Here is a 23,905-nt window from a genome sequence, read left to right as displayed (position 1 = left end):
GAGGATTCACGCCAACGAGGATGCACGCGCATGGCCAGCCACGACGACGCCCGCCCCCCGAAAACCGCAGCCGATACCCCGACCCCCGCCTCGAACCCGGCTCAAGTCCCGGTCCACGAGGACACCAACTCGACCCCGGTGACGGCGCAGTATTCCGCCGAGACCGGCAACGGCGGTGAACCGCAGCAGCTGACCTCGGTCCGCGCCACCCGGCTGACCACCAACCAGGGCATCCCGGTCTCGGACAACCAGAACAGCCTGCGGATGGGGTCGCGGGGGCCGACGTTGCTCGAGGACTTCGTGCTGCGTGAAAAGATCTTCCACTTCGACCACGAGCGCATCCCGGAGCGGATCGTCCACGCCCGCGGCTCGGCCGCGCACGGCACGTTCGAGGTGACCAAGGCCATCCCCGAGCTGACCCGCGCCGCGCTCTTCCAGAAGGCCGGCAACCGCTGCGACGTCTTCGCCCGCTTCTCGACCGTCGCCGGCGGGGCCGGTTCGGTGGACACGCCGCGCGACATCCGCGGCTTCGCCGTCAAGTTCTACACCGAAGAGGGCAACTGGGACCTCGTCGGCAACAACACCCCGGTGTTCTTCATCCAGGACGCGATGAAGTTCCCCGACCTCGTCCACTCGGTGAAGATGGAGGCCGACCGCGGTTATCCGCAGGCGGCGTCGGCGCACGACACCTTCTGGGATTTCGTCTCGCTGATGCCCGAGACGCTGCACAACGTCATGTGGGCCATGTCCGACCGCGCCATCCCGCGCAGCCTTCGGTTCATGGAAGGCTTCGGCATCCACACCTTCCGCATGGTCAACGCCGAGGGCAAATCGACCTTCGTGCGCTTCCACTGGAAGCCGCGGTTGGGCGTGCAGTCGCTGATCTGGGACGAATCGGCCAAGCTGCAGGGCGCCGACAACGACTTCCACCGCCGCGACCTCTATGAGGCGATCGAGGCGGGCGGCTATCCCGAGTGGGACTTCGGCATCCAGGTCATCGACCCGGAGTGGGCGGCCCGCCAGCCCTATGACGTGCTCGACCCGACCAAGCTCGTCCCCGAGGAGGAGTGCCCGGTCCAGCTCATCGGCACGATGACGCTGAATCGCAACCCCGACAACCACTTCGCCGAGAACGAGCAGGTCGCCTTCTGCCCGTCCAACGTGCCGCCGGGGATCGACTTCTCGGACGACCCGCTGCTGCAGGGCCGGCTGTTCTCATATCTCGACACGCAGAAATCGCGGCTCGGGACGGCGAACTTCCACCAGCTGCCGATCAACGCGCCGCGCTGCCCGATGCACAACTTCCAGCGCGACGGGATGATGCAGATGCAGCTGCCCAAGGGCCGCGCCAACTACGAGCCGAACTCGCTCGACAAGGCGGGCGAAGTCGGCGGGCCGCGGGCCGACGCGCGGGGCGGCTTCCGCACCGTGCAGACCGCGACCGACCTCGGCAACGACCCGTCCGAGGGCAAGCTGCGGATCCGGGCCGAGACCTTCGCGGACCACTACAGCCAGCCGCGGATGTTCCTGCGCTCGCTGTCCCAGCCCGAGCAGAACCACGTCGGCGCGGCGATCACCTTCGAACTCTCCAAGGTGACCCTGCCCCACGTGCGTGAGGCGGTGCTGGCCCAGCTGCGGAACGTGGACGAGGATCTGGCCGCGACAGTGGCCCGCGGGCTCGGCGTCGACCTGCCGGCCGCCGCGCCGACCGGCCGGCCCGCCGTGGACCTGCCGCCGTCGGACAAGCTGTCGATCCTCAAGCAGGGCGTGCCGGCCCCCAAGGGCCGCAAGCTCGGCATCCTCGTCGGCGACGGCGCCGATGCGGCGGTGGTCAAGTCGCTGAAGGCCGAGGCCGAGGCCGCGGGCGCCACGGTGATGGTCGTCTGCCAGAAGGTCGGCGGCGCCAAGCTCTCGGACGGCTCGGTGCAGGAAGCCGACGGCCAGCTGGCCGGCACCCCGTCGCTCGTCTTCGACGCGGTGGTGATCACCACCGGCAAGGAAGGCTTCGACAAGCTGATCGACGACCCCGCCGCGCTCGAGTTCGCCGGCATGGCGTGGAGCCATCTGAAGGCGCTCGGCCTCTGCCCCGGCGGGCGCAAGATCCTCGCCAAGGCGAACGGGGGCGAGGATGCGTTCACGCTCGACCACGCCGACGCCAAGGGCGTGGTCGCCAAGCTGGCCGACCGGGCATGGGACCGCGAGCCCGCGCTGCGCCCGAAGCCCTGATCCGGCCCACATCTTGAACGACGAGGGGCGCCCCGACCGGGCGCCCCTTTTCTCATTCTCCCTTGCGGAAATATCCCGGGGTGAGCCGCGCGCCCCGCGCGGCGAGGGGCAGAGCCCCTCCCCTTAGCGGCCTCAGGCCCGCACCGGGTCCAGCACCGTGGACCACAGCTCGGTGTTGCCCACGTCCATCAGCCGCACCTTCATCTGCTCGGTGGCCCCATCGATGTCCACGAGGCCGAAGAACTGCATCCCCTCGCTCGGCGGCAGGTTCGGCCGCTCGGCGCCGGGCGCCTTCACGAACTTCACCTCGGGGCCGAAGGTGCGGTCCATCTCGCCCGGGCCGAAGCTGCCGGCGTGCAGCGGGCCGGACACGAACTCCCAGAACGGGGCGAACTCCTGGAACTCGGCGCGCTCGGGGCTGTATTCATGCGCCGCGGTATAGTGCACGTCGGCGGTCAGCCAGACGGTGTTCGTCACCTTCTGGTCGCGGATGAAGCGCAGCAGGTCGGCGATCTCGAGCTCGCGGCCCTTCGGCCCCCCGTGGTCGCCGTTCGCCACCGCCTCGACGCCGCGCTTTTCCTTGGCGTTGTCCCAGACGATGATCCCGATCGGCATATCCGAGGCGATCACCTTCCACGTCGCGGTCGAGGCCTTGAGCGCGCCCTTGAGCCATTCGATCTGCGCCGCCCCCAGAAGGGTGGTGCCGTCGCCGGCCTCGGTCTGCATCCCGGCGTCGTTGGCGTCGCGGTAGGACCGCAGGTCCAGCATGAAGATGTCGAGCAGCGGGCCATAGGCGATCTTGCGGTAGACCCGCCCCGGCTCGGCCGGGGTATAGCTGATCGGTGTCATCTCGTGGAACGCCTGCCCCGCCCGCGCCGCCAGCAGCGGGATCGACTTCTCGGTGTAGCGGTCGTCGGCCGACAGGTCCTTGCCCGGCGACCAGTTGTTGGTCACCTCGTGGTCGTCCCACTGGTAGAGGAACGGCACGCTGGCGCAGAACGCCTGCACGTGCTCGTCCATCTGGTTGTACTTGTAGCGGCCGCGGAACTCGTCGAGCGTCTCGGCCACCTTCTCGACCTCGGGGATCAGGACGGTGTTCTTCCAGACGCCGTTCGCGTGCTCCTGCTCGGGCTTCATCGGGCCGTCGGCATAGATCGTGTCGCCCGAGTGGATGAAGAAATCCAGCTCGTGCTGGCCCATCGTGGCATAGGTCTTCATCCCCTCGGGGCCGATCCCCCAGCCCTGCCCCGCGGTGTCGCCCGACCAGCCGAAGCGGATGTTGCGCTTTTCGGTGGGCGCGGTGCGGAACCGGCCGGTGATCGGCTGGCTCACGGCGTTGAGGTCGCTGAGGTCGGCGGCGGTGAAGCGGTAGAACACCTGCTGGTCCGGGGCCACGCCGTCTACGGCGCATTTCACCGTCAGGTCGCTCGCCGGCAGCGCGTTCAGCACCGCCACCCGGCGCGCGTCGGCGAAGCTTTCGGTGGTCGAGACCTCGAGCAGCACCCGCGACGGGCGGTCCACGCGGGTCCAGACCATGCCGCCCGCGGCGTGGGCGTCGCCCGACTGGACGCCATGACTAAAGACGGGCGCGGTGCCCGCGCGCAGGATCGCCGGCAGGGCGAGGACGCCCGCAGCGGCGGTCCCGGTGGCCAACAGCCCGCGCCGGGTCAGGCGCGGCAGGATGAGAGAGGACATGGGCGGAGGCTCCCGGTCAGTGAAGGGGTTGAGGCCCCCGGGTGCCAAGCCAAGGTGACAGGCGCGTGGCGCGGGCGTGTCAATCGCGTGTCAGCGCCCCCCTCAATCCCCGCCGAAGAGATCGCGGGTGAAGACCTTGTCCGCGACATCCTCGAGGTCGGCCGACATCCGGTTGGCGATGATCAGGTCGGCGCGGGACTTGAAGTCCGAAAGGTCGTTGACCACCGGCGAGTTGAAGAAATGCGGCTCGTCCAGCGCCGGCTCATAGACGATGCAGGGGATGCCCTTGGCCTTGACCCGCTTCATGATCCCCTGGATCGAGCTGTCGCGGAAATTGTCCGACCCCGCCTTCATCACCAGCCGGTGCACGCCGACGCAGGCCGGGCGGCGGGCGATGATCAGGTCCGCGATCACGTCCTTGCGGGTGCGGTTCGATTCGACCACCGCCGCGATCAGGTTCTGCGGCACCGTCTCGTAGTTCGCCAGCAGCTGCCGGGTGTCCTTGGGCAGGCAGTAGCCGCCATAGCCGAAGCTCGGGTTGTTGTAGTGCGACCCGATGCGCGGATCGAGGCACACGCCCTCGACGATCTGGCGCGCCTCGAGGCCCTTGGTCAGCGCATAGCTGTCCAACTCGTTGAAGAACGCCACCCGCATGGCGAGGTAGGTGTTGGCAAAGAGCTTGATCGCCTCGGCCTCGGTCGAGCCGGTGAACATCACCGGCCCGCAGGTCTCGGCGCCTGCGGTCAGCAGGTCGGCGAAGCCGTGCGCCGCGGGCGTGGTGTCGCCGACGATGATGCGCGAGGGGTGCAGGTTGTCCCAGAGCGCGCGCCCCTCGCGCAGGAACTCGGGCGAGAACAGGATCGCGTCGCTGCCATGCTCGGCCCGCATCCGCGCGGTGAAGCCGACCGGGACGGTGGACTTGACCACGACCGTCGCCCCAGGCGCGAAGCGACGCGAAAGCGCGATGACCTGCTCGACGCTCGCGGTGTCGAAGCGGTTGGTGCGGGCGTCATAGTTGGTCGGCGTGGCGACGATGACGTAGTCCGCGTCCCTGAGCGCCTCCGCCGGGTCGAGCGTCGCGGTCAGGTCCAGCGTCTCGCGGGCGAAGAAGGCGCTGATCTCGGCATCCTCGATGGGCGAGCGGCGGGCGTTGACGGCATCCACGCGGGCCGGGTTCACGTCCAGCGCCACGACCCGGTTCGCCCGCGCCAGCAGCACGGCGAGCGACAGCCCCACATACCCAAGACCGGCAACCGCAATCTTCATCGCATCAATCCCCACGTTTCGCCCGGCCCTGTTGCACCTCATGGGCCCAGTGGGCAAGGGCCAGACGCCCGCGCAGCGACGTCACCGCACCCGCCCCGACCCCGTTGCACAACTGTCAGCCCCCCGGCCTCGCCCTCGGGCTGGACCTAAATATCCCCGCCGGAGGCTCCTGCCCCCCAAATCCGCGCCACCCGCCCGGCCAGCGCGGGCGGCACCTCCAGCCGCGTCCCCGGCCCCGCGCGTTCCGCGAGCCAGCGCAAGTCGGCGCGCCCCATCGCGATGCAGCCCGCGGTCGGATACCCCGGCCGCCGCCACTGGTGCAGGAAGATCGCCGACCCCGCGCCGGGCCGCGCCTCGGGCCAGTTCCAGTCGGTGACGAGGATCAGGTCATAGAGCGGATCGGCCCGCCGCAGCACCTCGTGGCTGGCCGCGCAGGGCGCGCGGACGGCGTGGTTGTAGTCGGGATGCGCGGGGTCGTCGCACCACAAGTCGCCCGGCCCGATCGGCTCGGCCCAGGGCGCGGGCGCGGCCATGCGGTCCGGGCGGTAGAGCAGCCCCACGATCCGGTGCGTGCCCGCGGGCGTCGCGCCGTCGCCCTCGCGCTTGACGGTGGTGACCCCGCCGCGCCCGACCGAATAGGGCAGCACCCGGCCGAAGGCCCACAGCCCCACGGGCGTCAGCCGCATCACAGCAGATGCCCCGACTTGTCGCGCTTGACCGCCAGATAGGCGTCGTTCCAGCGGTTACGGCCGACGACCAGCGGCACGCGCTCGACCACCTCGATCCCGTGGCTCTGCATCATCTCGACCTTGCGCGGGTTGTTGGTCATCAGCCGCACGGCCGAGAACCCCAGCCGCCGCAGCATCGCGGCGCCAAGGCGGAAGTCGCGCTCGTCATCCTCGAACCCGAGCCGGTGGTTCGCCTCGACCGTGTCGAACCCCTGCGATTGCAGGTCATACGCGCGCATCTTGTTGGCCAGCCCGATGCCCCGCCCCTCCTGGTTGAGATAGAGCAGCACCCCCTCGCCTGCGCCGCCCATCGTGGTCAGCGCGGCGTGCAGCTGCGGGCCGCAGTCGCATTTGAGGCTGCCCAGCACGTCGCCGGTGAAGCAGGCCGAGTGCAGCCGCGCGAGCACCGGCAGGTCGCGACGCGGGGCGCCGATCTCGACCGCGTAATGCTCGATCCCGCCGTCGTCGGGGCGCAGCACGTGCAGCCGCGACCGCTCGGCCGCCGCCAGCGGCAGCCGGGCCGAGGCGACCGGCGCCAGCACCGTCTCGGCCGCGAGCTGCGCCAGCGTCGGGCCGGGCGGCAGCCGGGTCAGGCCCTCGGGCGCGGCGTCCTCGACCATCACCATCGCCGGCAGCAGCTCGGCCGACTTGGCGAGCGCCAGTGCGGCGCGGTGCGGCGTGGTGTCGCCGTCCCGGTCGGTGAACAGCGGCCCCTTCATCGGCATCCGCAGGTCGTCGGCCGGGTCGGCCACCGCGCGCAGCCAGGCCACGTCGGCCTCGGCCGGCACCCGCACCCGGGCGAGGTCGCCGTCATAGGCCCGCGCCTTCAGCGTCTCGGCCCGCCGCCCGGTCACCGCCAGCACCACCGGCCCGAGCGCCCGCAGGTCGGCCAGCCGCGCCGGCGACAGCGTCTCGACCGAGGCGCCAAGCCAGCCGCCGAACCCCACCGGCAGGCCCACCCGCAGATCGGCGCGGGCGCGGCTGATGGTCTCGGCAAGGGTGGGGATCAGGCTCATGGCGCCTTGGCCGCAGGGCAAATCATGAAACATTCCGTAACATAACCCCGCCCGGCGACAACAGGATGTGAGAAACATTGCAACCCGCTGGACCCCGCGCCGCCCGCCCCCATGTTGCACCCGAGACGCTCATCAAACGGAGGGCCCCATGGCTGGTCTGAAGAAGATCCTGCTGGTCGACGACGAGGACGACCTGCGCGAGGCGCTGGCCGAACAGCTGGTCGCAACCGAGGATTTCGACGTGTTCGAGGCCGCCTCGGGCGCCGAGGCGGTGGACAAGACCAAGGGCGCGATCTTCGATCTGGTCGTGCTGGACGTGGGCCTGCCCGACACCGACGGGCGCGAGCTCTGCAAGCGGCTGCGCAAGCAGGGTGTGAAGTGCCCGATCGTCATGCTGACCGGCCACGACACCGACGCCGACACGATCCTGGGCCTCGATTCGGGCGCCAACGACTACATCACCAAGCCGTTCAAGTTCCCGGTGCTGCTGGCCCGGCTGCGCGCGCAGCTGCGCACGCATGAGCAGTCCGAGGACGCGATCTTCCAGCTTGGCCCCTATACCTTCAAGCCGGCGATGAAGATGCTGATCGACGCCAAGGACCGCAAGATCCGGCTGACCGAGAAGGAAACCAACATCCTCAAGTTCCTGTATCGTGCGCAGGACGGGGTGGTGGCGCGGGACGTGCTCTTGCACGAGGTCTGGGGCTACAACGCCGGGGTGACCACGCATACGCTGGAAACCCACATCTACCGGCTGCGCCAGAAGATCGAGCCCGAGCCCTCCAACGCCCGGCTGCTGGTCACGGAATCGGGCGGCTACCGGCTGGTGGCCTGACTCTCGCGCGGGCGCCCCGTCAACGGGCGCCCGGCCCTACCGCTGGCGCAGGTGCGCGGGGCCGAGGCCCTTGGGCGCGACGACGCCATCGAGCGCCAGGAAGCGGTCCCCCGCGCGGCCTGCGAGCGGCGCACTGTCCCCCTCATCCGCGCCGACGACGCTGAACGACCCGTCCGTCTCGAGCACGACGGCCCGCACGCCCTCGAGCGAGGTCCGCCCGGCGGCCCGCAGCACGCTGCGCAGCTCCTCGACCGCCACCCGCTCGCGCTTGAGCGCATCGGGCAGAACCCGCCCCTCCCACGCCAGCAACGCCGGCTCGGACGCGACGAGGGCGCGCACGCGCTCGGACCGGACCGCCGCCCAGGCGATCACGAACTGCAACCCGCACAGCACGACGAAGGCGGCGATGGCCTCGGCCAGCGAGACGTTCTCGTCCAGCACCGCCGCCGCGAGCACCGAGCCGAGCGAGACCGTGACGACGAGGTCAAAGGCGTTCATCTTCGCCAGCGTCCGCTTGCCGGTGACCCTCAGGATCACGATCAGCCCGGCGTAGCCGAGCACGCCCATGACGAGGACGCGCCCCAGCTCGTCCCACCCGTCAAACAGCATCGTCGGCCCCGCCGCCGATGGCGTCGCGCCCATGCGGCGCGTCCCAGTCGATCACCGGGTTGATCGGGATGATGCCGTATTTGTTCAGGTCCGGGTGGCTGCGGTAGTAATGGTTCACGATGTGATCGTGCCGCACCGTCCCGGCCACGCCGGGGATCTGGTACAGCTCGCGCGTCCACCGCCACAGGTTCGGATAATCCCGCAGCCACGCCCGGTTGCAGCGGAAATGCGTGTGATAGACGTTGTCGAACCGCACCGCGCTGGTGAACATCCGCCAGTCCGCCTCGGTCAGTTGGTCCCCGGCGAGGTAGCGCTGCCGCGACAGCACCTCGTCGGCCCAGGCCATCGTCTCGAACACCGGCCCGACGGCGGCGTCATACGCCTCTTGCGTCGAGGCGAAGCCGGCCTTGTACACCCCGTTGTTGAAGTTGTCGTAGACCCGGGCGTTGACCTCGGCCACGCGGTCCGAAAGCGCCTCGGGGCAGAAGGTCAGGATGCTGCCGGTCAGCCCGTCGAAGGCGCTGTCGAACATCCGGATGATCTCGCTCGATTCGTTCGAGACGATCGTGCCGCGGGCCTTGTCCCACAGGATCGGCACCGTGGCCTTGCCGGTCATGTCCGGCCGCGCCCGCAGGTAGATGTCGCGGACATGCGCCGACCCCAGCAGCGGGTCGCCCGTCGCGCCGGGGAAATCGGTCGCAAAGCTCCACCCGTCGCGGCCCATCAGCGGGTGGACGACCGACAGGCCGATGAGGCCCTCGAGCCCCTTGAGCGCGCGGAAGATCAGCGTGCGGTGCGCCCAGGGGCAGGCGTACGAGACATAGAGGTGATAGCGCCCGGCCTCGGCCGCGAACCCGCCTTCGCCCGTGGGGCCGGGGCGGCCGTCGGGGGTGATCCAGTTGCGGAACCCCGCGTCCTGGCGGCGATAGGCGCCATCGCCCTCGGCGGCGCCCACGCTGCCATAGACCCATTTCCCGTCGACGAGCTGGTTCATCGGCTTTCCCTTTCCCTGCCCGCGGGCTATCCCGCCCCCCATGTTCACCATCGCGACCTGGAACATCAACTCGGTCCGGCTCAGGGCGGGGCTCGTCACCCGGCTGCTGTCCGAGGAAGCGCCCGACATCCTCTGCCTGCAGGAATGCAAGTCGCCGGTCGAGAAGATCCCGGCGCAGCTCTTCCACGATGCCGGCTACCGCTGGATGGTGGCGCGCGGGCAGCGCGGCTACAACGGCGTGGCGATCCTGTCGCGGCTGCCGATCTCGGATGCGGGCGACCGCGACTATGCGCGGCTCGGCCACGCCCGCCACGTCGCGGCCCGGCTTGAGAACGGGGTGACGATCCACAACCTCTACGTCCCGGCCGGGGGCGACATTCCCGACCGCGAGGTGAACCTCAAGTTCGGGCAGAAGCTCGATTTCCTGACCGAGATGCGCGACGCCTTCCACGCCGACCGCCCGTCGCGGTCGATCCTCGTCGGCGACCTGAACATCGCCCCGCGCGAGGATGACGTCTGGTCCCACAAGGCGCTGCTCAAGGTCGTGAGCCATACCCCGGTCGAGGTCGAGCACCTGCTTGCGGCGCAGGACGCGGGGCATTGGGTGGACATCACCCGGCAGGACATCCCCGAGGGGCCACTGTTTTCGTGGTGGAGCTATCGCAACCGCGACTGGGACGCCTCGGACCGCGGCCGGCGGCTGGACCACATCTGGGCCTCGGCCGACATCGCCGCCGCGGGCCACGCGAGCCGGGTGCTGCGCCCGGTGCGGGGGTGGGAGCAGCCGAGCGACCACGTGCCGGTGGTCGCGGCGTTCGATCTGGACGTCTGAGCCGACCCTTTCCTTAAGCCGGAACGCGAAAGGGGGGGCGCAGAACGCCCCCCCTTGTTGGCACCACGAGGGCGCGGTCAGTGCTGCCGCGTGGGGTCGTGCGTCACCCGCTCGATCTCGGCATCGGCCGCATCGCTGTCGGCCAGCGCGTGATCGCCGAGGTCCATCACCGTCTCGCCCGTCTCCTCCCACGTCGCACGCTCGGCGTCGGACGCGCGGGGCGAGAAGAACCCGGTGATGGCGTAGAAGATGCCGATCAGCGGCGAGATCCAGCAGGCGAAGGACAGCGGGATGTACATCAGGTCGCCGAGGTTCCCGTCCATCACCCCGAGCCCGAGGGCCGAGATCACGAAGGCGCCGCCCGCGTTCCACGGGATCAGCGGCGACATCATCGTGCCGCCCTCTTCCACCGCGCGGCTGAGGTTCAGCGTCGAATACCCCATCCCGCGATAGAGCGGCGAGAACATCCGCCCCGGCAGCGCGATCGAGATGTATGGGTCGCCCGCGACCATGTTGGTGGCGAAGGCCGTGCCGATGGCCGAGGTCTGGACCCCGGCGAACGACTTCACCCGCGCGATGATCGCCTGGATGATCGCCTCGAGGCAGCCGGTGCGCTCGAGCGCGCCCCCGAAGCCCAACGCGATGAGCATCAGCGAGATGGTCCACATCATCGACTGGATGCCGCCCTTGTTCAGCAGCGTGTCGATCTCGGCGATGCCCGTCTCGGTGCGGAACCCGTCGTTGGCGTAGCTGAAGACGTCGTGCAGCCCCGCGCCCTGGTAGAACATCGCCACCAGCGCCCCGAGCAGCACGCCGGCAAAGAGCGACGGCAGCGGCGGCTTCTTCATCAGCGCCAGGATCAGCACCGCGAGCGCCGGCAGCAGCGGGATCAGCCCGAGCTGGAAGTCCTGGTCAAGCCGGGTGGTGATGCGCTCGATGCTGGCGAACGAGGTGTCGGCGGGCTCGATCAGCGCATATCCCGCGACGATATAGATGGTCAGCGCGATCAGCATCGCCGGCACGGTGGTCGGCATCATGTTCTTGATGTGGTCGAAGACGTTCTGGCCGGTGACCGCCGGGGCGAGGTTGGTGGTGTCCGACAGCGGCGACACCTTGTCCCCGAAGAACGCGCCCGAGACGACCGCGCCCGCGGTCCAGACCGGCGGGATGCCGAAGCCCGCCCCGATCCCCATCAGCGCGAGGCCGATGGTTCCGACCGTGCCCCAGCTCGTCCCCAGCGAGACCGACACGACCGCGCACAGCACCATCGCCGCGGCGAGGAAGATCTGCGGCGTCAGCACCGTCAGGCCGTAATAGATCAGCGTCGGCACCGTGCCCGAGGCGATCCAAACCCCGATCAGCATCCCGACGACGATCAGGACCGACAGCGACGGCATCGAGACGTGAATGACGTGAAAGACCCCCTCGCGGATATCCATCCAGCGCTGCCCGCGCAGCACGCCCAGCAGGCCGGTGAAGGCGAGGCCGAGGATCAGCGGGATATGGGGGGTGAAGTCGTTGTAATAGAAGAGTTGCAGGGCCAGCAGGCCCAAGGTGACGATGATCGGCAGTATCGCCAATCCGAGCGACGGCAGCGTGCGCGGCCCGGTGTCCTGAACGGTTGCATCCGTCAAGCGGTGGCTCCTCTCGTTAGGTCATTGAGGTTGACCCTATAGCGGAAAGATCACGTTCTGGCTACCTTGCAGGGAAACCGCAGGTCGGGCCTGCCGGTTCCGGGCAAGGATTCGCGAGGGTCCGATAGGGCGGATCGTGCGACGTTGAGGCCTCACGGTGGGGGATGGCGGCCCGCACCGGCACCTGCCGAGGCCGCCGCTGGCACGTACCGCCTCCCGGTCCCCGAAACGGAGACGGCGGACCCGCAGGCCCGCCGCCCCTGTTGCGCTTCAGATCAGGCTCAGGCCCCGATCACGCCGCCGTCGTCGCGGGTGATGACCAGCGTGACCGAGCGCGGGATCGCGCCGTTCCCGTCCGGGTAGCTCGAGCTGAACTTGCCGGCGGCATAGTCCTCGGGCGACGTGGTGGCGCCGGGGTGCTGCAGGCCCACGAACATCGTCTTCTGGTCCGGGGTGGTGATGACGCCCGTCACCTCCTGCCCGATCGGGCCGGTAAGGAAGCGGCGGATCTCACCCGAGCGCGGGTCGGCGCAGAGCATCTGGTTGTTGCCCATCTGCTCCATGTCGCCCTTGTACATGTTGTCCTCGCCGATGTCGGTCTGGATCCACAGGCGCGAGTCGGCGTCGAACCACAGCCCGTCCGGGCAGGCGAAGATGTTGTCCTCGCCCAGCGCCTCGCCGGTGAAGACCCGGCTGGTGTCCGCGTCGCCGGCGATCACGAACAGGTCCCAGGTGAAGGCGGTCTGCGCGTGGTCGGCATCGCGGTAGCGCCAGCGGACGATCTGGCCGAACTGGTTCTTGGCCCGCGGGTTGACCGGGTCGACCTTCGCCTCGGTCCGCTTGGTGTTGTTGGTGAGGGTGAAGTAGACCTCGCCGGTGTTCGGATCGACCGCGCCCCACTCGGGGCGGTCCATCTTGGTCGCGCCGGCGAGGTCAGCCGCCGCGCGGGTGTTGACGAGGATCTCGCCCAGATCGGCAAAACCCGCCTCGGGCGTCAGGCCGTTCTCGCCCGGCGCCAGCGCCAGCCACTCGCCCGACCCGTCGGGGTTGAAGCGCGCGACATAGAGCGTGCCCTCGTCGAGGATCGAGCCGTCCGTCACGCCCTTCTGGAACGGCGCCTTCGACACGAACTTGTAGATGTACTCGAACCGCGAGTCGTCGCCCGAGTAGCAGACCACCGGCTTGCCCTCGACGGCCGGGGCGAAGACCACGCCCTCATGGCCGAAGCGGCCCAGGTGGGTGCGCTTGACGGGCTTCGCGTCGGGCTTGAACGGGTCGATCTCGACCATCCAGCCGAACTGGTTCGGCTCGTTGCGATAGTCCTCGGCGGCCGAGGCGCCCTTGGTCGAAGCGTCGAAGCGGATGTATTCGTCCGCGCCGCCCGCGGCCTTCTCCCACCCGTAGCGGCCGTTCTTGCCGGCGACGACGCCATAGCGCTTGAGCTCGCGCGGCAGCTTCGGCTCGCCGTTCTCGGCGTCGTGGCTGGTGAAGTAGCCCGCCCAGTTCTCTTCGGCGGCCATGTAGGTGTTCCACGGCGTCACGCCATAGGCGCAGTTGTTGATCGTGCCGCGGGTCTTGTCGCCGTTCGGGGCGTATTTCGTGACCAGCAGCTTCGAGCCCTTGGCGGGGCCGGCGATGTCGATCTCGGTCAGCGCGGTGATCCGGCGGTTGTGGGCGTCGGCCACCGGCGCAAAGGCGCCGTCCGCGCCCTTGGTGATGCGGTAGACCGAGACGCCGTGCGCGTTCATTTCCTTCAGCACGTGGTCGTCGGGGCGGGTCTCGCCGTCATAGACCACCTCGTCCGAGTCGAGCGCCTGGCCCTTGTAGGCCTCGGCGTGCAGGAAGCGCGGCTCGATGTATTCGTGGTTCACGACCAGCAGCCCGTCATCGGACGAGCCGTCGATCGGGAAGAAGTGCATCCCGTCGTGGTGCATCCCGGTCTGCATCGCCTGCTCGGCCCCGGTGTTGGCGCCGGGGCGGAAGGCCGGCATGTCGCCGAGGATCGGGGTGCCCCAGGCGCCCAGCGTGCGGACGGTGTAGCCCTCGGGGACGACGACCGTGTCGCCCATCCCGACCGAGACGGCCTTGAAGCCCAGCAGGCCCGGGGTCGGCGTGGCGGTGGCGGTGGCGCCGGCGACGGGGTTGCCGCCCGCGGTGGTGGTCTGGGCCAGCGCCCCGCGGGTGCTCAGCCCGGTGCCGAAGACGCCGGTGACGGCCGCGGCGAGCCCGCCGAACAGCACGCTGCGGCGCGAGGCGCGGGCGGTTTCCACCACGTCGTAGAAGGTCGGGTTGGCCGAGGTGTTCGACAGCCCCTCGTCACCTGGCTCGAAGTCCGGCGATTGGGTGGGATCGGCGTAATCCGCCTCATAGTTCATGTCGTCGCGCATCGGTGGCTCCGTTCGAATGGCGTGGACTGGCGTTGCGGGGCGGTCATGCCCCCGCCGCATGACGCGGGGATGGCAATCGCGCGACGGTTTCGTGACAGGGCGCCCCCCCTGCGGCCCCCTCGGGCGCCGTGGCCGGCCGTGGCCGCCCGCCGCGGCGGTCTTTCCCTTTCGCCGCCGAGACCCCATATTGCCGCCGAGTTCGCGCAATGAGGTTCCCCATGCTTTTCGGCGACACCCCGGCCGCCCCCGCGCCGTCGGATTTCATCAAGGACGTGTCCGAGGCCGATTTCATGGCCGAGGTCATCGACGCCTCGATGCAGGTGCCGGTGATCGTCGATTTCTGGGCGCCGTGGTGCGGCCCCTGCAAAACGCTCGGCCCCGCGCTCGAGGCCGAGGTGGCGCGCCACAAGGGCCGGGTGCGGATGGCCAAGGTGGACGTGGACAAGAACCAGATGATCGCCGCGCAGCTGCGCGTGCAGTCGATCCCCACGGTCTTCGCCTTCTTCCAGGGCCAGCCGGTCGACGCCTTCCAGGGCGCGCTGCCGGCGAGCGAGATCAAGAAGTTCGTCGAGAAGCTCGTGGCGCTCGGCGGCGACGACGGGGGCCTGGGCGCCGCGCTCGAGGCGGCCGAGGCGATGCTGGCCGAGGGCGCCGCCGCCGACGCGGCCGAGACGTTCGACGCGATCCTCGGCGAAGAGCCCGAGAACGCGCAGGCCTGGGGCGGGCTGGTCCGTGCCCGGCTGGCCGCCGGCGACGCCGACGCGGCCGACGCGGCGCTGGCCGCCGTGCCCGCCGCGGTGGCCCGCACCGCCCCGGTCGAGGCCGCCCGCGCGCAGCTCGCGCTCGCCCGGCAGGCCGCCAACGCCGGCCCCCTCGCCGATCTCGAGGCCCGCGTGGCGGCCGATCCGGCCGACCATCAGGCCCGCCTCGACCTCGCCACCGCGCTGCACGCCGCCGGGCGCGTCGAGGAGGCCATCGACCAGCTGCTCGAGTCGTTCCGCCGCGACCGCGACTGGAACGACGGCGCCGCCAAGGCGCAGCTTCTGACCATCTTCGACGCGCTGCCGCCCACCGATCCGCTGGTGCAGAAGGGCCGCCGCCGGCTCAGTTCGCTGATCTTCGCCTGAGCCGCGGCGCCCGACGATGGCCCCCGGCACCCCGCCCCTGCCCGACACGCTGCCGCTGTTCCCGCTGCCCGGCGCGGTGCTGCTGCCGCGCACCCGCCTGCCGCTGCACATCTTCGAGCCGCGCTACCTGCAGATGATGGAGGACGTGCTGCGCTCGGGCGACCGGCTGATCGGGATGATCCAGCCGATCGGCGACGGCCTTGCCGCGGTGGGCACCGCCGGCCGGGTGGCGATGTTTTCCGAGGATGACGACGGGCGGATGATGATCTCGCTGCGCGCCGTCTCGCGCTTCCGGCTGGTCGAGGCGCTGGACGGCTTCACCCCCTACATGCGCGGCAAGGTGGACTGGGCGGGCTACGGCGCCGACCGCCGCGGCGCGGTGCCCGACGACCCCGAGTTCGACCGCCCGGCGTTCATGGAGCGGCTGGGCCGCTACATGGCCGCGCGCGACCTCTCGACCGACTGGAACGCGGCGGAAGAGGCGGGGGACGAGCTGCTGGTCAACTCGCTGTCGATGCTGTTGCCGCTGGGGGTCGAAGAAAAGCAAGCGCTGCTCGAGGCCGCGACCCTGCCCGAGCGGCGGGCGATCCTCGACGGGCTGATGGAATACGCGCTGCACGGCGGCGACGACGAGGAGAGGCTGCATTGACCGACACCCACCCCGACGCGGCCCCCCGCCCCGCCTTCGACCGCCATATGCTGGAAGCGCTGGTCTGCCCGGTGACGCACGGGCGGCTCGACTACGACGCCGCCCGGCAGGAGCTGGTCTCGCGCACCGCCGGGCTCGCCTTCCCGATCCGCGACGGCATTCCGATCATGCTGGTCGGCGAGGCGCGGCAGATCAAGGCAGGCTGAGGGGCGGGGCGGCCTAGGGCCCACCCCGCTATCCCCGGCTTCTCAGAGCCCCGCTGCCTCGTCCGCGCCGATCATCAGGTTGAGGTTCTGCACCGCCGCGCCCGAGGCCCCCTTGCCGAGGTTGTCGAGCACCGCGACCACCACCGCGCAGCCGTTCGCGTCGTCGCCGTGGACCGACAGTTCGAGCTGGTTCGTCCCGTTCAGCGCCGTCGGCACCACCCGCGGCGCGGGGTCCACCACCTGCACGAAGCGGCTGCCCGCGTAATGCGCCTCGAGCGCGGTGCGCAGATCGGCGATCCGCCGGCCGCCGAGTTGCAGCGGCAGTTGCACCATCATCCCCTGCGCGTAGCGCCCCACCGCCGGGGCGAAGACCGGCCGACGGGTCAGCCCGGTGCGGGCCATGATCTCGGGCAGGTGCTTGTGGCCCTGGCCCAGCGCATAGGCGAAATGGGCGGGCGCGCCCTCGGCCTCCATCTCGGCGATCATCTCCTTGCCGCCGCCGGTGTAGCCCGAGACGGCGTTGAGGCTCAGCGGCTCGTCCGCCGCGACCAGCCCGGCCGCGACCAGCGGCGCGAGGATCGCGATGGCGCCGGTCGCATAGCAGCCGGGGTTGGCCACGAAGCGCGCGCCGGGGATCGCGGCGCGGGTCTCGGCCGCCAGCTCGGGGAAGCCGTAGGTCCAGCCGTCGGCCACCCGATGCGCCGTCGAGGCGTCGATGAACCGCACCGGCAGCCCCTCGGCCAGCGCCACCGAATCGCGGGCGGCGGCGTCGGGCAGGCAAAGAATCGCCACCTCGGCCTCGGCCAGGGCCGCGCGGCGGGCGTCGGCGTCCTTGCGGCGCGCGGGATCGACCTGCACCAGCGCGACATCCTCGCGCCCCGCAAGCCGCTCGCGGATCTGCAGGCCGGTCGTGCCGGCCTCGCCGTCGATGAACACCTTCGTCGCCATGTGTGGCCCCCTTTCGTGCCGTCCCGATGTGGCCCAGCCGGTCAGCCCGCGCAAGTGGGCGCGACGAGGACGAAATGCCGGTCGCGCGCGTTGTCGAGGCTGAAGCCCGCCCCGCGCCCGGGCACCGCGTCGAGCGTCAGCGGCACGTCGGCCCACGCCGCCGCCTGCGCCCCGCCGGTCCAGAACCCGGCGCCCCCGACCGTCCCCAACTGCACGTCATGCGCGCCCAGCCGGAACGCGCCCTCGGGATAGACCATCGGCGCGGTCCCGTCGCAGCACCCGCCGGACAGGTGGAACATCACCGGCCCGTGCTCGGCCTCGATCTCGGCCAGCAGCGCCAGCGCCGCGGGGGTCGCCGTGACCCCGCTCATGACGCCAGCCGCGCTTCGAGGAAGTCGAGCACCCGCACCTCCTCGGGGCGCAGCCCGCCCTCGTCCAGCTCCTCCGCGATCTCCTCGCGGATCTCGAGCTTCAGGTCGGCGTCCAGGTAGCTGTCGATCACTGTCGGATGGACATAGCACTTGCGGCAGATGGTGGGGGTGTTGCCCAGCCGGGCGGCCACCTGCTCGATCGCCTCGCGGACATTCCGCTTGGCGGCGGCGGCGCTGTCGGCGGCCTCGTACTCGGCCAGCGCCAGCGCGGCGAGCACCGTCCCGGTCCAGGTGCGGAAGTCCTTGGCGGTGATCCCCTCGCCGGTGATCTCGCGCAGGTAGGCGTTGACGTCGCCCGAGGTCACCTCGCGCTGCGCGCCCGTGTCGTCGAGATACTGGAACAGGTGCTGGCCCGGCAGCTCCTGGCTCTGCCGCACGATCCGCGCCACGCGCCGGTCGCGCAGGCCGAGATCCCAGGTCTTGCCCGACTTGCCCTTGAAGCGGAACCGCACCTCGGTCCCCTCGACCTTGACGTGGCGGTCGCGCAGCGTGGTCAGCCCGTGCGACTTGTTCTGCTTCACATAGTCGGCGTTGCCCACCCGGATCATCGTCGCCTCGAGCAGATGGACGACGGTCGCCAGCACCTTCTCGCGCCCCATCCCGCGGCGGGCCATGTCGGCGTCCACCCGCGCCCTGAGCCCCGGCAGCACGCGGGCAAAGGCCAGCATCCGGTCATACTTGGCGCTGTCGCGGACCTCGCGGAAGCGGGGGTGATAGCGGTATTGCTTGCGCCCCTTGGCATCGCGCCCGGTGGCCTGGATGTGCCCCTCGGGGTCGGCGCAGATCCAGACATCGGCATAGGCGGGCGGAATGGCCAGCGACCTGATCCGCGCCAGCTCGGCCTTGTCGCGGATCGGCCGGCCGTCGAGGCCGCGGTAGCTGAACCCCTTGCCCGCCTTGCGCCGGGTGATCCCAGGATCGCCGTCCGAGACGTAGCGCAGCCCGACGCTTTCGGCTGCATCCTGCGGATCGACGATGGTGCCGCTGTCGTCCAAGGCGATCCCTCCCCGCGGTGCTCTGCCGTTTCCCCGAACGTCTTGACAGTCGCGCGAGTTGCGGAACCTCGCCCGCGCCGGACCGGTTTTCCTCGGGCAACAGGAAAGGACACGCACATGGCCGACCAGAAGCCCGACCAGAAGCCCGACCAGAAGCCGAACCAGAAGTCCGACCAGCAGCCGGAACTGACCCGCGACACCGACGCCTATCTGCACGACCACGACACCCCCTCGCACGGCGGCCGCGCCGGCGGGACGATGGCGCAGGCGATCGGGTCCGAGGACGAACACAAGCGCGCCGATGAACCCGACGCCGGCACCACCCGCGTCCGCAAGGCCGACGAACATCGCGTCGGCACCAGCAACCTCGGCACCGAGAACCGCTGAACCCAAGGGGGCGCCCGCGACAGGCGCCCCCCTTCTTTCTTGCCCAAATATCCTGCGGGGGTCCGGGGGCGCAAAGCCCCCGGTCGCAGCGGCTCAGAAGAACCCGAGCTTGGACGGCGAGTAGCTGACCAGCATGTTCTTGGTCTGCTGGTAGTGGTCGAGCATCATCTTGTGCGTCTCGCGCCCGATGCCCGACTGCTTGTAGCCGCCGAAGGCTGCGTGCGCGGGATAGGCGTGGTAGTTGTTGACCCACACCCGGCCCGCCTTGATCCCGCGGCCCATGCGGTAGCAGGTGTTCATGTCGCGGCTCCACACCCCCGCGCCGAGGCCGTAGAGCGTGTCGTTGGCGATCGACAGCGCCTCGGCCTCGTCCTTGAAGGTCGTGACCGAAACCACGGGGCCGAAGATCTCCTCCTGGAAGATCCGCATCTTGTTGTTGCCCCTGAAGATCGTCGGCTTGATGTAATAGCCGCTCGACAGCTCGCCCCCGAGGTCCGCGGCCTCGCCGCCGGTCAGCACCTCGGCGCCCTCGCCCCGGCCGATGTCGAGGTAGGACTTGATCTTGTCGTGCTGTTCCTTGCTGGCCTGGGCGCCGATCATCGTATCGGACTCGCGCGGGTCGCCCTGCTTGATCGCCTGTGTGCGGGCGACGGCCTTCTCCATGAACTTCTCGTAGATCGACTCCTGCACCAGCACGCGCGAGGGGCAGGTGCAGATCTCGCCCTGGTTCAGCGCGAACATGGTGAAGCCTTCCAGCGCCTTGTCGAGGAAGTCGTCGTCCTCGCGCGCGACGTCGGCGAAGAACACGTTGGGCGACTTGCCGCCCAGCTCGAGCGTCACCGGGATCAGGTTCTCGGCCGCGTACTGCATGATCAGCCGACCCGTCGAGGTCTCGCCGGTGAAGGCGATCTTGGCGATCCGCTTCGACGAGGCGAGCGGCTTGCCGGCCTCGAGCCCGAAGCCATTGACGATGTTCAGCACGCCCGGCGGCAGCAGGTCACCGATCAGGTCCGCCCACACCATGATCGAGGCGGGCGTCTGCTCGGCCGGCTTCAGCACGACGCAGTTCCCGGCCGCGAGCGCCGGGGCGAGCTTCCAGCAGGCCATCAGCAGCGGGAAGTTCCACGGGATGATCTGCCCCACGACGCCCAGCGGCTCGTGGAAGTGATAGGCCACGGTGTTGTCGTCGATCTGGCTGAGCGAGCCCTCCTGCGCGCGCAGCACCCCGGCGAAATAGCGGAAATGGTCGATCGCCAGCGGCACGTCGGCGGCCATCGTCTCGCGGATCGGCTTGCCGTTGTCCCAGGTCTCGGCGGTGGCGAGCAGCTCGAGGTTCTGCTCCATCCGGTCGGCGATCCTGAGCAGGATGGTCGAGCGTTCCTGCGCGCTGGTCCGGCCCCACTGGTCGGCCGCGGCATGGGCCGCGTCGAGCGCGAGGTTCACGTCCCCCTCGTCCGAGCGGGCGATCTCGCCCATGTCCATCCCGGTGATCGGGGTCGAGTTCTGGAAGTAGCGCCCGGCCTGCGGCGCCACCCACTTGCCGCCGATGAAGTTGTCGTAGCGCTTGGCAAAGGGCATGTTGCCAACCCCCTTGAAGGGGTGCGTCTGGTCGTTCGGCATGGTTCTTGTCCTCCCTTCGGCCCGGTCCTCCACCGGGCCTATGGAGGTCATGGTGCGAGAGCGCGGCCCCGCCGGTCAACAGGGCGGCCGCGGATCGCCGGGGCCGACTGTCTCACCCGTGAGACGCCGCCGGGGCACCGGGGGCGCCGTTAGCACCGGCTGCGCCGGGGGCCTCGCGCCCCGCGCCGCCCAGGCCCAGCCGGGCCATCTTGCGATAGAGCGTCGCCCGCCCCACCCCCAGCGCCCGCGCCGCCGCGGTGACGTTGCCGCCTGAGCGGGCCAGCGCCCGCGCCAGCGCCGCCCGCTCGGCGCGCTCGAGCCCCGTCAGGTCGTCCTCGCGCCCGATCAGGTCGGCGAGCGGGCGCGGGGTCAGCGCCCCGCTGCGCGGCAGGCCCAGCGCCCGGCGGGCGTCACGGGTGGCACCGATGGCCAGCTCGTCGCGGTCCACGGCGACCAGCGCCTCGGTCCCCTCGCCCGCCATGACGATGCGGGCGCCGGGAAAGGCGGCGCGGAACCACGCCGTCTCGATGGCGCGCGCGGTCTGGGCCACCATCGCGGCGATCAGCGCATTGATCTGCTCGGTCTGGTCGGCGCGCGCGGAACTCACGTCCAGCGCCGCGATCACCGCCCCGTCGGGGCCGTGGATCGGCGCGTCGATGCAGCTCATCGCGGTGTTGCGGGACAGGAAATGCTCGTCGCGGTGGATGATGACCTGCCGCCCTTCGGCCAGGCAGGTGCCGACCCCGTTGGTGCCCTGCGCGGCCTCGGACCAGTCGGCCCCGCAGGCGAGGTCCCAGCCGTCGAACACCGCCGCATCCCCGGCCGAGACCCGGCGGTCGAGGATGATCCCCGCCGCATCGGTCAGCACGACCGAGCATCCCGAGGCGCGCACCAGCCCGTAGAGCTGTTCGACCCGCGGCGCGGCGACCGACAGGAAGCCGCCCATCGCCTCGCGCCGCCGGGCGATCCCCGCCGCATCCAGCCGCTCGGGCCGCAACGGCGCCGAGGGGTCGAGCCCATGGCGCAGCGCCGAGCGCCGCCAACTCGCGGTGAGCGGGGTCAGGTCGTCGTTGGCGCGGGTGCGCTCGATCACCCGGTCGGCGTGGGGGCGCGGGGTGACGGGGCCGCGCGGCCGCGCGCCGCCCCGACCCGGCTGCTCGCCCGTGACCGAGACGGTCAGCGGGTCGGTCAGCGGGACGGGCGTCCCGGCGTCGCGCCGTGGTGGCGGCAGGCGTGTGGCCATGATTCGCTCTCCCCCTCCCGTCCGATCATAGCGGCGGTCAGTCCCATTCCATCTCGGCATAGGCCGCCGCGGCGTTGCGTGCGGTCGTCGCCTCGAACCCCGCCCAGCCGGGCGCCTCCGGGGCCATCGCGGCACCGATCGCCGGCAGCGCCTCGGAGAGCCCCTGCCCGGCATCCAGCGCCGCCCGCACCGCGTCGCGCAGGGCGCGCAGATAGGCCGTCTCGGCCGCCGCCGCCTCGGCCAGCGTCGGCGCCACCGGCCCGTGCCCCGGCACCACGAGCGCCGCCTCGGGCGGCGGCGCATCGAGCCACCCCAGCCAGCCCTTCAGCGAGCCGTCCACCACCGGGGTCAGCCCGCGAAACACCAGATCGCCCGTGAAGAGCACACCCGAGCGGCTGTCGCGCACCGTCATGTCGCTGTCGGTGTGGGCCGTCGCCACCGGCGTCAGGGTCAGCGTCGTCCCGCCGAGGTCCAGCGTCTCCGCCCCCGCCACCAGCCGCGTCGGCGCCACCAGATCGGTCCCCGCCCAGGCGAGCGCCCCGATCTGCGCCGGGATCGTCTCGCGCCAGGTCTCGGCCCGCGCGGCGAGCGCGGCGGGCAGGCGGGCGTCGCCGGTCACCTCGCCCCCCGCCTCGGCCATCAGCCCGGCCCCGGTGATGTGGTCGGGGTGCATGTGGGTCAGGATCACCGGCCCGATCGGCAGGTCGGTCCGGGCGCGGATCGCGGCGTAAAGCGCCTCGGCCTCCTCGCGCGAGCCGCCGGGGTCGATGACCGCCACCCGTGCGTCGCCGATGACCACGCCCAGATTGGCGATCCGGCCGCGGTTCTCGGGCGACAGCTCGGCATCCGCGCCGCGGTGGACCAGGACGCCGGGCGCGAGTTCGGTCAGCTCGAGCGCCGGCGCCTCGGCCAGTGGCGCGCAGGTCCAGCCCTGCCCGGTCAGGTCGGGATGCGCGGCCAGCCACGCCGCCGCGACTGCCTCGGCGCCCTGCTGGCACGCCGCGGCCTCGGCGGCGCTGCCCTGCGGCAAGAGCCGCGGGGCGCAGGCCGCGGGGTCCGCGGCCAGACAGGCGGTCAGCATCAGGACGAACATCGCCACCCCCCTTCCCCAAGGTCCGGCGCCCCACTCTGCGCCGTCGCGGCCGCAGAGGCACAGGGCACGGGCGAACCTCAGACTTTGGTCGGGCAAAGCGGCCCCCGCGCGGGCTTGTGCATGGATTTCAGCGCCGCGGGCTGTCACGCTTTCCGCCACCGCCATGAAGCGCGAGGCACGCCGATGCCCCTATCGCAGATCGCCCGCTGGATCGCCGTGGCCGCGCTCAGCGCCGGGCCGACGCTCGCCGCCGACAACCCGCTGCAACCCTCGCCCGCCTGGGACGAGATGCGGCTGGCGGTGATCGGCACCGAGACCGAGCCGCCGGTCGATCCCGCCGTGCTCGACCTCGACGCGCCGATGCGCGCCGACAATCCGGCGCTGGTGCCGATTCGGATCACCCAGCCGCCGGGGGCGCCGGCGATCACCCGCCTTGCGCTGGTCATCGACGAGAACCCGGCCCCGGTCGCGGCCGAGTTCACCCTCGGCCCCGCGACCGCGCCCCTCGACCTCGAGGTGCGGGTGAGGGTCAACGCCTATTCCGACGTGCGCGCCATCGCCACGCTCGCGGACGGGCGGCAGGTCATGGCCGGGCGCTTCGTCAAGGCCTCGGGCGGCTGCGCGGCCCCCGCGGGCCGGTCGGGCGAGGACGCCCGCAAGGACATCGGCGCGATGCGCTGGACGTCCGAGCCCGCCGGCGACCGCGCCATGGGGCAGCTGATGATCCGGCACCCCAACTTCTCGGGGCTGCAACGCGACCAGCTCACCCTGCTCGACATCCCGGCCGAGTTCGTCCGCAGCGTCACTGTGCGGCAGGGCGACGCGCTGCTGATGGAGATGGAGGGCGGCATCTCGATCTCCGAAAACCCCGTGTTCCGCTTGGGCTACACCCCCGACGGCGCACCCGTCACCGTCCACGCCGAGGACACCGAGGACCGCCAGTTCGACGCGAGCTTTCCCGGCTCGGGCGGCTGAGGCGCGCTT

General features: G+C 70.9%; 22 protein-coding genes. 8 read left to right on the top strand and 14 right to left on the bottom strand.

What is annotated here, in order from left to right; all coding sequences use genetic code 11:
• Positions 1 to 30 precede the first annotated feature (30 nt).
• Entirely contained in the window at positions 31 to 2,226 is a 2,196-nt protein-coding gene (locus tag HGN31_RS10050; protein WP_168783087.1) for a catalase, read from the top strand.
• 132 nt (positions 2,227 to 2,358) lie between these two features.
• Here HGN31_RS10050 and HGN31_RS10045 read toward each other — a convergent pair whose 3' ends face one another.
• The 4 genes from HGN31_RS10045 to ribA all read right to left on the bottom strand — a co-directional run bounded on the left by HGN31_RS10045 (position 2,359) and on the right by ribA (position 6,931).
• Positions 2,359 to 3,921, bottom strand: coding sequence for an alkaline phosphatase D family protein (locus HGN31_RS10045; protein WP_036708841.1), 1,563 nt, complete (start codon positions 3,919 to 3,921; stop codon positions 2,359 to 2,361).
• A 102-nt stretch (positions 3,922 to 4,023) separates the two neighbouring features.
• On the bottom strand, positions 4,024 to 5,187 hold the full coding sequence (locus tag HGN31_RS10040; protein ID WP_168783086.1) for a nucleotide sugar dehydrogenase: 1,164 nt from the start codon (positions 5,185 to 5,187) through the stop codon (positions 4,024 to 4,026).
• A 146-nt stretch (positions 5,188 to 5,333) separates the two neighbouring features.
• Positions 5,334 to 5,873, bottom strand: coding sequence for a L,D-transpeptidase family protein (locus tag HGN31_RS10035; protein WP_168783085.1), 540 nt, complete (start codon positions 5,871 to 5,873; stop codon positions 5,334 to 5,336).
• A complete protein-coding gene (ribA, locus tag HGN31_RS10030; RefSeq protein WP_168783084.1) occupies positions 5,873 to 6,931 on the bottom strand; it encodes a GTP cyclohydrolase II in 1,059 nt (352 codons plus the stop codon). Before ribA ends, HGN31_RS10035 begins: the two co-directional genes overlap by 1 nt.
• Positions 6,932 to 7,079: 148 nt before the next feature.
• Between ribA and HGN31_RS10025 the strand changes: the two genes are divergently transcribed.
• Positions 7,080 to 7,766: a response regulator transcription factor gene (locus HGN31_RS10025; protein ID WP_036708835.1), complete on the top strand. Its 687-nt coding sequence runs from the start codon at positions 7,080 to 7,082 to the stop codon at positions 7,764 to 7,766.
• Between the two features lie 36 nt (positions 7,767 to 7,802).
• Here HGN31_RS10025 and HGN31_RS10020 read toward each other — a convergent pair whose 3' ends face one another.
• Both HGN31_RS10020 and HGN31_RS10015 read right to left on the bottom strand, forming a co-directional pair.
• Positions 7,803 to 8,408, bottom strand: a complete 606-nt coding sequence (locus tag HGN31_RS10020) for a DUF421 domain-containing protein (RefSeq protein ID WP_211096283.1) — start codon at positions 8,406 to 8,408, stop codon at positions 7,803 to 7,805.
• Positions 8,365 to 9,369, bottom strand: a complete 1,005-nt coding sequence (locus HGN31_RS10015; RefSeq protein ID WP_168783083.1) for a glutathione S-transferase family protein — start codon at positions 9,367 to 9,369, stop codon at positions 8,365 to 8,367. Before HGN31_RS10015 ends, HGN31_RS10020 begins: the two co-directional genes overlap by 44 nt.
• A 40-nt stretch (positions 9,370 to 9,409) precedes the next feature.
• On the opposite strand from HGN31_RS10015, the gene HGN31_RS10010 reads away from it, so the two are divergent.
• On the top strand, positions 9,410 to 10,201 hold the full coding sequence (locus HGN31_RS10010; RefSeq protein WP_036732252.1) for an exodeoxyribonuclease III: 792 nt from the start codon (positions 9,410 to 9,412) through the stop codon (positions 10,199 to 10,201).
• A 77-nt stretch (positions 10,202 to 10,278) separates the two neighbouring features.
• Here HGN31_RS10010 and nhaC read toward each other — a convergent pair whose 3' ends face one another.
• Entirely contained in the window at positions 10,279 to 11,835 is a 1,557-nt protein-coding gene (gene nhaC / locus HGN31_RS10005) for a Na+/H+ antiporter NhaC (protein ID WP_244960963.1), read from the bottom strand.
• A gap of 281 nt (positions 11,836 to 12,116) precedes the next feature.
• Positions 12,117 to 14,222, bottom strand: a complete 2,106-nt coding sequence (locus tag HGN31_RS10000; RefSeq protein WP_168783082.1) for a PhoX family protein — start codon at positions 14,220 to 14,222, stop codon at positions 12,117 to 12,119.
• A gap of 218 nt (positions 14,223 to 14,440) precedes the next feature.
• On the opposite strand from HGN31_RS10000, the gene trxA reads away from it, so the two are divergent.
• The 3 genes from trxA to HGN31_RS09985 are packed head-to-tail and all read left to right on the top strand — an operon-like array spanning position 14,441 to position 16,204.
• Entirely contained in the window at positions 14,441 to 15,349 is a 909-nt protein-coding gene (gene trxA, locus HGN31_RS09995) for a thioredoxin (RefSeq protein WP_168783081.1), read from the top strand.
• A gap of 16 nt (positions 15,350 to 15,365) precedes the next feature.
• A complete protein-coding gene (locus HGN31_RS09990) occupies positions 15,366 to 15,998 on the top strand; it encodes an LON peptidase substrate-binding domain-containing protein (RefSeq protein ID WP_168783080.1) in 633 nt (210 codons plus the stop codon).
• A 47-nt stretch (positions 15,999 to 16,045) separates the two neighbouring features.
• Positions 16,046 to 16,204 carry a Trm112 family protein gene (locus tag HGN31_RS09985; RefSeq protein ID WP_074826286.1) on the top strand — a complete coding sequence of 53 codons (159 nt, stop codon included), beginning with the start codon at positions 16,046 to 16,048 and terminating at the stop codon, positions 16,202 to 16,204.
• A gap of 42 nt (positions 16,205 to 16,246) precedes the next feature.
• On the opposite strand, the gene argC is transcribed toward HGN31_RS09985, so the two are convergent.
• From argC to HGN31_RS09970, 3 genes are read right to left on the bottom strand one after another with little or no spacing between them, the layout of a single operon-like run.
• A complete protein-coding gene (gene argC / locus HGN31_RS09980) occupies positions 16,247 to 17,152 on the bottom strand; it encodes an N-acetyl-gamma-glutamyl-phosphate reductase (RefSeq protein ID WP_168783079.1) in 906 nt (301 codons plus the stop codon).
• Between the two features lie 41 nt (positions 17,153 to 17,193).
• Positions 17,194 to 17,523 (bottom strand): DUF779 domain-containing protein, encoded by a 330-nt coding sequence (locus tag HGN31_RS09975; RefSeq protein ID WP_168783078.1) that lies wholly within the window; start codon positions 17,521 to 17,523, stop codon positions 17,194 to 17,196.
• Positions 17,520 to 18,578 carry a DNA topoisomerase IB gene (locus tag HGN31_RS09970; RefSeq protein WP_197055304.1) on the bottom strand — a complete coding sequence of 353 codons (1,059 nt, stop codon included), beginning with the start codon at positions 18,576 to 18,578 and terminating at the stop codon, positions 17,520 to 17,522. Before HGN31_RS09970 ends, HGN31_RS09975 begins: the two co-directional genes overlap by 4 nt.
• A gap of 117 nt (positions 18,579 to 18,695) precedes the next feature.
• Here HGN31_RS09970 and HGN31_RS09965 point away from each other — a divergent pair, with 117 nt between their 5' ends.
• Positions 18,696 to 18,965, top strand: a complete 270-nt coding sequence (locus HGN31_RS09965) for a hypothetical protein (RefSeq protein WP_168783077.1) — start codon at positions 18,696 to 18,698, stop codon at positions 18,963 to 18,965.
• Between the two features lie 93 nt (positions 18,966 to 19,058).
• Here HGN31_RS09965 and adh read toward each other — a convergent pair whose 3' ends face one another.
• The 3 genes from adh to HGN31_RS09950 all read right to left on the bottom strand — a co-directional run bounded on the left by adh (position 19,059) and on the right by HGN31_RS09950 (position 22,921).
• On the bottom strand, positions 19,059 to 20,585 hold the full coding sequence (gene adh / locus HGN31_RS09960) for an aldehyde dehydrogenase (RefSeq protein WP_052176571.1): 1,527 nt from the start codon (positions 20,583 to 20,585) through the stop codon (positions 19,059 to 19,061).
• A gap of 112 nt (positions 20,586 to 20,697) precedes the next feature.
• The gene (locus HGN31_RS09955; protein ID WP_168783076.1) at positions 20,698 to 21,828 is read right to left on the bottom strand and encodes a GAF domain-containing protein; all 1,131 of its coding nucleotides are present in this window, start codon (positions 21,826 to 21,828) and stop codon (positions 20,698 to 20,700) included.
• Between the two features lie 37 nt (positions 21,829 to 21,865).
• Complete coding sequence (locus HGN31_RS09950) at positions 21,866 to 22,921, bottom strand: quinoprotein relay system zinc metallohydrolase 2 (RefSeq protein ID WP_168783075.1); 1,056 nt, start codon at positions 22,919 to 22,921, stop codon at positions 21,866 to 21,868.
• Positions 22,922 to 23,104: 183 nt separating this feature from the next.
• Between HGN31_RS09950 and HGN31_RS09945 the strand changes: the two genes are divergently transcribed.
• Complete coding sequence (locus HGN31_RS09945) at positions 23,105 to 23,896, top strand: quinoprotein dehydrogenase-associated SoxYZ-like carrier (RefSeq protein ID WP_168783074.1); 792 nt, start codon at positions 23,105 to 23,107, stop codon at positions 23,894 to 23,896.
• Positions 23,897 to 23,905: the final 9 nt, after the last annotated feature.

The sequence above is a fragment of the Paracoccus sanguinis genome (genome assembly GCF_012689545.1).
Taxonomy (GTDB): Bacteria; Pseudomonadota; Alphaproteobacteria; order Rhodobacterales; family Rhodobacteraceae; genus Paracoccus; species Paracoccus panacisoli.
The sequence above is the reverse complement of the archived record's forward strand: the minus strand, read 5'-3'. Positions and strand labels throughout refer to the sequence as shown.

What these genes read in the sequence shown, in the direction of transcription:
- HGN31_RS09965 (WP_168783077.1), top strand. Translation starts at nt 18,696, where the DNA reads ATGGCCGACCAGAAGCCCGACCAGAAGCCCGACCAGAAGCCGAACCAG.
- HGN31_RS09950 (WP_168783075.1), bottom strand. Translation starts at nt 22,921, where the DNA reads ATGTTCGTCCTGATGCTGACCGCCTGTCTGGCCGCGGACCCCGCGGCC.
- HGN31_RS10010 (WP_036732252.1), top strand. Translation starts at nt 9,410, where the DNA reads ATGTTCACCATCGCGACCTGGAACATCAACTCGGTCCGGCTCAGGGCG.
- HGN31_RS10000 (WP_168783082.1), bottom strand. Translation starts at nt 14,222, where the DNA reads ATGCGCGACGACATGAACTATGAGGCGGATTACGCCGATCCCACCCAA.
- HGN31_RS10040 (WP_168783086.1), bottom strand. Translation starts at nt 5,187, where the DNA reads ATGAAGATTGCGGTTGCCGGTCTTGGGTATGTGGGGCTGTCGCTCGCC.
- HGN31_RS09985 (WP_074826286.1), top strand. Translation starts at nt 16,046, where the DNA reads ATGCTGGAAGCGCTGGTCTGCCCGGTGACGCACGGGCGGCTCGACTAC.
- ribA (WP_168783084.1), bottom strand. Translation starts at nt 6,931, where the DNA reads ATGAGCCTGATCCCCACCCTTGCCGAGACCATCAGCCGCGCCCGCGCC.
- HGN31_RS09990 (WP_168783080.1), top strand. Translation starts at nt 15,366, where the DNA reads ATGGCCCCCGGCACCCCGCCCCTGCCCGACACGCTGCCGCTGTTCCCG.
- adh (WP_052176571.1), bottom strand. Translation starts at nt 20,585, where the DNA reads ATGCCGAACGACCAGACGCACCCCTTCAAGGGGGTTGGCAACATGCCC.
- HGN31_RS10015 (WP_168783083.1), bottom strand. Translation starts at nt 9,369, where the DNA reads ATGAACCAGCTCGTCGACGGGAAATGGGTCTATGGCAGCGTGGGCGCC.
- argC (WP_168783079.1), bottom strand. Translation starts at nt 17,152, where the DNA reads ATGGCGACGAAGGTGTTCATCGACGGCGAGGCCGGCACGACCGGCCTG.
- HGN31_RS10025 (WP_036708835.1), top strand. Translation starts at nt 7,080, where the DNA reads ATGGCTGGTCTGAAGAAGATCCTGCTGGTCGACGACGAGGACGACCTG.
- HGN31_RS10020 (WP_211096283.1), bottom strand. Translation starts at nt 8,408, where the DNA reads ATGGGCGCGACGCCATCGGCGGCGGGGCCGACGATGCTGTTTGACGGG.
- HGN31_RS09955 (WP_168783076.1), bottom strand. Translation starts at nt 21,828, where the DNA reads ATGGCCACACGCCTGCCGCCACCACGGCGCGACGCCGGGACGCCCGTC.
- HGN31_RS10035 (WP_168783085.1), bottom strand. Translation starts at nt 5,873, where the DNA reads ATGCGGCTGACGCCCGTGGGGCTGTGGGCCTTCGGCCGGGTGCTGCCC.
- HGN31_RS09975 (WP_168783078.1), bottom strand. Translation starts at nt 17,523, where the DNA reads ATGAGCGGGGTCACGGCGACCCCCGCGGCGCTGGCGCTGCTGGCCGAG.
- HGN31_RS10045 (WP_036708841.1), bottom strand. Translation starts at nt 3,921, where the DNA reads ATGTCCTCTCTCATCCTGCCGCGCCTGACCCGGCGCGGGCTGTTGGCC.
- HGN31_RS09945 (WP_168783074.1), top strand. Translation starts at nt 23,105, where the DNA reads ATGCCCCTATCGCAGATCGCCCGCTGGATCGCCGTGGCCGCGCTCAGC.
- HGN31_RS10050 (WP_168783087.1), top strand. Translation starts at nt 31, where the DNA reads ATGGCCAGCCACGACGACGCCCGCCCCCCGAAAACCGCAGCCGATACC.
- trxA (WP_168783081.1), top strand. Translation starts at nt 14,441, where the DNA reads ATGCTTTTCGGCGACACCCCGGCCGCCCCCGCGCCGTCGGATTTCATC.